Source organism: Bacillus sp. JJ864, assembly GCF_036963045.1.
Taxonomy (GTDB): domain Bacteria; phylum Bacillota; class Bacilli; order Bacillales; family Bacillaceae_G; genus Bacillus_A; species Bacillus_A pseudomycoides_C.
In genome coordinates, this window is the sequence record NZ_JBALLY010000231.1 from 1 (window position 1) to 6,349 (window position 6,349).

Consider the following 6,349-nt stretch of genomic DNA (forward strand, 5'->3'; position numbering starts at 1 on the left):
ATACATTTGTTAGTGTGTATGAGACTTTATATAATCTCCTTTTTAAAATTTCATGTAACGTAATAAAAAGGATAAATTTTATATTTCTAGAATAAAAAAGTAAGAAACTATAAGCAATTTTTTAGGGGGAGTAGAGAATGAACCAAATGATAAATTCCATTTCTCTAACAGGAAATTGGGAGCTAGACATTCAACATATGCTAGAACAATATAATAAACTTCACACATATGAGCACTCTGTTAGAGTCGCGAATGAAGCAAAGAGAATTGCGAAGAGAGAATCTAAAAGTTGTTCATCCATGGTTACAGGATGCTTATTTTGATCTAAAAGAGAAACTAGGAGTTGAGTAAACAATGTTATGCATTCCTTCATCTTTCAAAACAACTATCCAAGATGTTCACGGAGAACAAGGACAGCAATGGATTGAAAATCTTCCAAGTACGATTCAAGAACTGGAAGATAAATTATCGTTACAAGTCATTCAAACGTTCCCGAATCTTTCTTATAACTATGTTAGTTTAGCTCGAAAGGAAAATGGACAAGAAGTGGTATTAAAACTCGGTGTCCCTTGCGAGGAATTGAACAATGAAATAGAAGCGCTTCGTTATTTTCAAGGAGAAGGAGTGGTGACGCTACTTGATTCAGATGCTGACTATGGATTCTTACTATTAGAATATATAAAATCAGGCATGTCACTTGCCCATATGGAAAATGAAGAACAAGCAACGACTATTATAGGACAAACGATGAAAAAACTTTGGAAACCTGTGCCTACTCAGTATAGATTCCCTTCTATTGAAAAATGGGCAAGTGGATTGCAAGGTTTACGACTGCATTTTGACGGTGGTACAGGGCCTTTACCAAAAGACCTTGTCGAAAAAGCAGAAGATTTCTTTCCGCAATTAATTAAAACAATTTCCAAACCGCTTTTGCTTCATGGTGATTTACATCATGACAACGTGTTATGTATGGGAAAGGAGAATTGGCTTGCAATTGATCCAAAAGGAGTTAGTAGCGAAGCAGAATATGAAACAATTGCGTATTTAAGAAATCATTTATTCAATAAAACAAATCCCAAGCAGATATTAGCAAATCGTGTGCAACAATTGAACATCACGCTTAACTGACATTAAAGTTCTTAAAGAATTTACTGCTATTACTAAATATTTTTACGCCCAAATCAATCGTTTGAATTGGTAGGTTGGAAGCAATGTCTGCTTCATGAATTCCAAAAGTATTGGCGATTATGTTTTTACTTATTAATGGTGAAATGAATCTAGGAGAACTTTGTTTCATTTTTACAAGAGCTTGATTTTTAGCGATTTCAATAACAACTTCACGTAGTCCATTTTGTGTTTCAATTTGATATGTATTTTTTTTATTAGGATCAATTTTCTTGGCATTCACTAACGCGATACATGCTGCTATCGTTGGATGCCCAGCAAGCGATACCTCTTTATGAGGAGTAAAATAACGAAATAGATAATCTGCATTGGAAGAAGGATAGACAAATACTGTCTCCACAAGATTTATCTGCTTAGCGATGTTTTGTAAAGTATGATTTTCTAAACCGCTGGGATCCCAAAAAACAGCAGCGGGATTTCCAATTAAATTTTCACCAGAGAAGCTATTAATTACCATGAATTCTTTTTCCAATTTACTTCAACACCTCCAAAAATTAGTGTGCAAACACTAATTTTAATATAAACTAATTTCTAATTTGATGGTCTTTTTTTGCGAAGTAGGTCATGTTGAAAAGGAAAAAGAAGGTTATTGATTACAAAAAGCGAAGTAAATGATTGTGAATATCATTAGTCTCTATGAAAAACGAGATACACATAAAGTGAAAAAGTTACATTATGATATTAAAAAAATACATAATTATATTATTGTTAACTATTTTTAAGGAAAAATAGTAGGAAAGGACCTCGATCTATGAAGCGAATTGCTATTGTGGCGGCATGGGAGCCAGAGCTTACATATTTACATAAATATTACCCAAGCTATAAGAAAGAAAAACGAGCAGCTTGGGAATTTCATTTTCATAATCTGAACGGTGTTGAATTGATTTCTGTTATAACTGGAGTCGGAAAAGTACAATGTGCAAGTTGTGTTCAGCTTCTTATTAGTGAATTCCAACCAGAAGAGCTATTTATGACAGGAATTTGTGGAAGTTTATCAAATAAGGTGAAAAACGGTGATATTGTTGTCGCAACTAAGGTTATGCAACATGATGTAACAGGGGCAGGAATGGGAACGGATCCGTTTGATTTATATACAGGAAGAGCAGCGAGTATTCATCCTTCAAAACAGTTGATTAAAGAAATGAAAAAGTTGCAATTCGTTTATCCCTCTCATTATGGTACAGTTGTTTCAGGTGACCAGCGTATTCGTAGTTCAGAAACGAGAGAATTACTTCAGACAGTATACGGAGCGCTTGCGGTAGATCAGGAAATTGCGGCATTTTCTTACGTTTGTTATGTGAATGACAAACCATTTCTTTGCTTAAAAGCCGCTTCAGATCAAGCGAATGATAAAACAGTAGAAGAACAAAAAGTGTTTAAAATGTTAGCTTGTGAGAAAGCATGTGAATATATAGTTGCATTTTTACTGCATGTTTCAAAAGAAATGAAAGTGTAGAGATTTCACTTCTGGTATTCCAACAGTTTGTAAATAGCTTTTTTAGAAAAGGTATTTTAGGTGATGAAGATGAAAAACGGTACAAAAATAGCTGGTATAATTGGATTTTTTGTAATGATTTTCATGGTTGCTTTAATATGGAAAGCAAATACAAGTAATGAATTTAAAAAATCTACAATGAAAATAGATAATAATGCGGTTTCTAATAGTATTGATGGCTATATTTTACTTAAGGGAGATACTGTGTATTTCATTGAAGAGAAACACATAAAAGATGATTACGACAGAAAAAATTTAGAAGAAAGATTCAAAAGTAGAATTCCTGCTGACGCTATTTTACACTTTAATAATCCAAATATAGAAAAGGAAATACGAACAGGAGACAAAGTTAGAATAGAATGTAGTGAAATACTTGAATCTTACCCTGCGAAGATACGGGTTACAAGGCTGGAAAAAATTCAGGATTAAAAGCGAGAAATGTTTTACTCAATATTTGAGAATACAGATGTAGCTTTGAAATAAAGTTTGATAAAACGGTTTACTTAGTAAAATGGAGGAGTCTATTGTGGCTAAGAGTTTATCAGAAATGTCACTTGAAGAATTGTGGGAACTGTTTCCAATAATATTGAAAGAACATAATCCAATATGGAAAGATTGGTATTTGCAAGAAGAAAAACTGTTTAACAATATAATCGGTAATCAATATATTGAACGAATACATCACATAGGAAGTACTTCTGTTAACGGATTATTAGCAAAACCAACGATAGATATATTACTTGAAATAACAGAAGACTGTAATTTGAAATTTTTAGTGAATGCACTAGAAAAAAACGGATATATCTTAGAAAAGCAACCACAAAAACCAGCGCCTCATATGATGTTTATGAAAGGTTATACAGAGAGAGGATTTGCTGAAAAAGTATTTCATCTTCATGTTAGGTATATGGGGAATTGGAATGAATTGTATTTTAGAGATTTTTTACAACTACATAAAGATGTTGCCAAAGAATATGGTAACTTGAAAATGAGTTTAATAGATAAATATGAACATGACAGAGACGGATATACGAAAGCAAAAACAGAATTTGTTAACAAATATACTAAAATTGCAAAAATGGAATTTGAAAATAAATACAATCAGAACTAATGTTGTGAGGTGTTTTTGCTCAAATTGTATTCCAAAGTTACTGTTTTTTTCGTAGAATATGGATGAAAACTCAGTTATCAATTAAAAGAAAGAATGAGGAGTATATGCAACTTATCCAATGTACAAAAAAATTAGCTGATGAAATGAAAATAAAAGTTCAAAAAGTAGATACTGCTGATTTCAATCCGCTATATTGTTGGCATGCACATCTTTTTAAGATTGGCCGAAAAAAATGTGTAATGATTATGAATAACGCTACAAGATATCACTTTGTTATTTATGGGGTATTAAAGAAAGACTTACAAAACTTAGATCTTGTATTTCAGAAGAATTTAATAACAAATTTATTATTAGACGGCGTTGATCCTGAAATAATTGAACGATACTTAAATCAGGATTCAATTGTGCAATATGCGGCGACAAATAATCGTAGTATTCTTTCACAATTGAATGAGTCTATTTTCGCTGTAGATCATTATTTTTATCGTGAGTTAGTAGAAAAGAAACAAGAGTTTATAGATTTAGCGGCAATGAATCAATGGCTGAACCAGCAAATTATGCTGAAGTTACCGAAGTATCCAGTTGAAATGATGAGGGAGGCACTTGTAGAGATAAAGTGATAGTAGTTATCCAATTAATTTAAAATAGTGAATAGAGGAAGAATCCATTGCAATAATTGGTTATTTTCACAAAGAAGTTAGTCCTTTCCAAACCGGGAATTATTGTTTGAATCTTTTTAAAAATAACACTTTAGTCTTTTTGAAATGAAATGCATTATAATGGATAAGAAAGATTCTAGGTAAAGAGGTTATGGAAATGGATAAAGTATACAACGATTTATTGAATATATTAGATGATAATAAAGTAAAAAAAGATGAACCGTTAAAACGATACACTTTCACTAAAACGGGTGGAAATGCAGATTATTTTGTTTTACCTACTACGTATCAAGAGGTACAAGATGTAGTAAAATATGCAAATCAAAATAATATCGAATTTACTATTTTAGGTAATGGTTCAAATATAATTATTAGGGATGGCGGCATAAGAGGGATTGTTCTGAATTTAACCAAGTTAACTGATATTTTATTAAAAGATAATAAGGTCATTGTTCAAAGCGGAGCAACTATTATTGATACTTCTAGATTTGCACTTGAAAATCATCTAACTGGATTAGAATTTGCTTGTGGCATTCCAGGAACAGTTGGCGGAGCAGTATACATGAATGCAGGAGCATATGGTGGCGAAGTATCAAATGTAATTGAAAGTGTGTTAGTTTTAACTAGAGATGGCGAAATTCTTAATTTAAATAAAGATGATTTACAATTAGAATACAGAAACAGTTCCATTTCCAGAGAAGGATATCTTGTGTTAGAAGCGACATTTGCTTTACAAGAAGGAGATTACAATAAAATCAAAGAACAAATGGATGAATTGACATTTTTACGTGAATCAAAACAGCCATTAGAATATCCTTCTTGTGGAAGTGTTTTTAAACGTCCTCTAGGTATGTTTGCTGGTAAGTTAATTCAAGATAGTGGGTTGCAAGGTAAACAAATAGGTGGTGTCCAAGTGTCTACTAAGCATGCTGGATTTATGGTGAATGTAGGTGAAGGTACAGCGAGTGATTATGTAAAACTTATCAGATATGTGCAAGAAACGGTAAAATCTAAATTTAACGTAGAATTAGAAACAGAAGTAAAGATAATTGGAGAAGAATTAAAGTCTTAATAGTAAGAAACACTTGAGATGTTAGTGTTAATGTGTGAAATATACAAAAAGGCTAGTTATATACTAAAAAAGTACGTAAGAAGTTTGAACAAAATGGACAGTTTTAATTGGGATAACTAGCTACAGAGGAGCAAGAAGAGAGATATGAATGTATATCTCTTTTCTTTATATACAATAGATTATTTATAACAAAAAGGGGATTGATGTGTTTGCAACAGCAAAATAAAATCGCAGTAATTGGTGGAGCTGGGAAAGCAGGACGGTACATTGTAGAAAAAGCAATAGAAGCAGGTTATCAAGTACGAGTTCTGACGAGAAATCCAAAACAATTTAAGGCATTTTATGAACGTCTCGAGATAGTAAAAGGTGATGCGAGAGATATAGAAGCGATTCGGGCTTTATTAGCGAGTTGTCATACAGTAATAAGTACGCTAGGTAAACCGAAGAAAGAGTCCTTTATTTTTGCAATGCAACCGAGAATATTCTTACTGTAATGAACGAATTACATATTTTAAGATATATTGTGGTGTCGGGTGGATCAGTCGATGTACAAGGAGATCATAAAAGCTTCCTTAATAAAATGGGAGCAAGGATGTTTCGAATTCTTTTTCCAAATATGATGAAAGATAAGTACAAAGAATTAGATTTGTTGTTAAAAAATAATCTCGATTGGACATTTGTCCGTTTACCATTTGTAGTGGAAGGAGTTGCTACTGGTAGTATAAAAGAGAGTTTAATTGATATGCCAGGTATGAAGATTAATAATGGGGATATTGCTGAGTTTCTTATTAAGCAAATTTCAAATCCTTTATATATATAATTACAAC

At 32.2% G+C, this 6,349-nt stretch carries 8 protein-coding genes and 1 pseudogene; 8 read left to right on the top strand and 1 reads right to left on the bottom strand.

Translation table 11 applies throughout. The features are described from left to right. Positions 1-137 precede the first annotated feature (137 nt). Both V7024_RS23695 and V7024_RS23700 read left to right on the top strand, forming a co-directional pair. Positions 138-323 (top strand): hypothetical protein, encoded by a 186-nt coding sequence (locus tag V7024_RS23695; RefSeq protein ID WP_335524498.1) that lies wholly within the window; start codon positions 138-140, stop codon positions 321-323. Positions 324-354: 31 nt separating this feature from the next. Beyond that, a complete protein-coding gene (locus V7024_RS23700) occupies positions 355-1,128 on the top strand; it encodes an aminoglycoside phosphotransferase family protein (RefSeq protein ID WP_335524500.1) in 774 nt (257 codons plus the stop codon). Here the strand turns inward: V7024_RS23700 and V7024_RS23705 are convergent. Next, on the bottom strand, positions 1,121-1,657 hold the full coding sequence (locus V7024_RS23705) for a PhzF family phenazine biosynthesis protein (RefSeq protein ID WP_335524501.1): 537 nt from the start codon (positions 1,655-1,657) through the stop codon (positions 1,121-1,123). The two genes, V7024_RS23700 and V7024_RS23705, sit on opposite strands and share 8 nt — an antisense overlap. 279 nt (positions 1,658-1,936) lie before the next feature. On the opposite strand from V7024_RS23705, the gene mtnN reads away from it, so the two are divergent. The 6 genes and pseudogenes from mtnN (at position 1,937) to V7024_RS23735 (ending at position 6,342) form a co-directional block, all read left to right on the top strand. Further along, positions 1,937-2,641, top strand: a complete 705-nt coding sequence (gene mtnN / locus V7024_RS23710; protein ID WP_335524504.1) for a 5'-methylthioadenosine/S-adenosylhomocysteine nucleosidase — start codon at positions 1,937-1,939, stop codon at positions 2,639-2,641. A 69-nt stretch (positions 2,642-2,710) separates the two neighbouring features. Then, on the top strand, positions 2,711-3,109 hold the full coding sequence (locus V7024_RS23715) for a DUF3221 domain-containing protein (RefSeq protein WP_335524506.1): 399 nt from the start codon (positions 2,711-2,713) through the stop codon (positions 3,107-3,109). A gap of 97 nt (positions 3,110-3,206) precedes the next feature. Beyond that, positions 3,207-3,791, top strand: a complete 585-nt coding sequence (locus V7024_RS23720; RefSeq protein ID WP_335524508.1) for a GrpB family protein — start codon at positions 3,207-3,209, stop codon at positions 3,789-3,791. A 104-nt stretch (positions 3,792-3,895) separates the two neighbouring features. Continuing rightward, positions 3,896-4,411 (top strand): DUF6933 domain-containing protein, encoded by a 516-nt coding sequence (locus V7024_RS23725; protein WP_335524510.1) that lies wholly within the window; start codon positions 3,896-3,898, stop codon positions 4,409-4,411. A 190-nt stretch (positions 4,412-4,601) separates the two neighbouring features. Further along, complete coding sequence (murB, locus tag V7024_RS23730) at positions 4,602-5,522, top strand: UDP-N-acetylmuramate dehydrogenase (protein WP_335524511.1); 921 nt, start codon at positions 4,602-4,604, stop codon at positions 5,520-5,522. 209 nt (positions 5,523-5,731) lie between these two features. Further along, positions 5,732-6,342 (top strand): annotated as a pseudogene (locus tag V7024_RS23735) (NAD(P)-dependent oxidoreductase). The last annotated feature ends 7 nt before the right edge of the window (positions 6,343-6,349 follow it).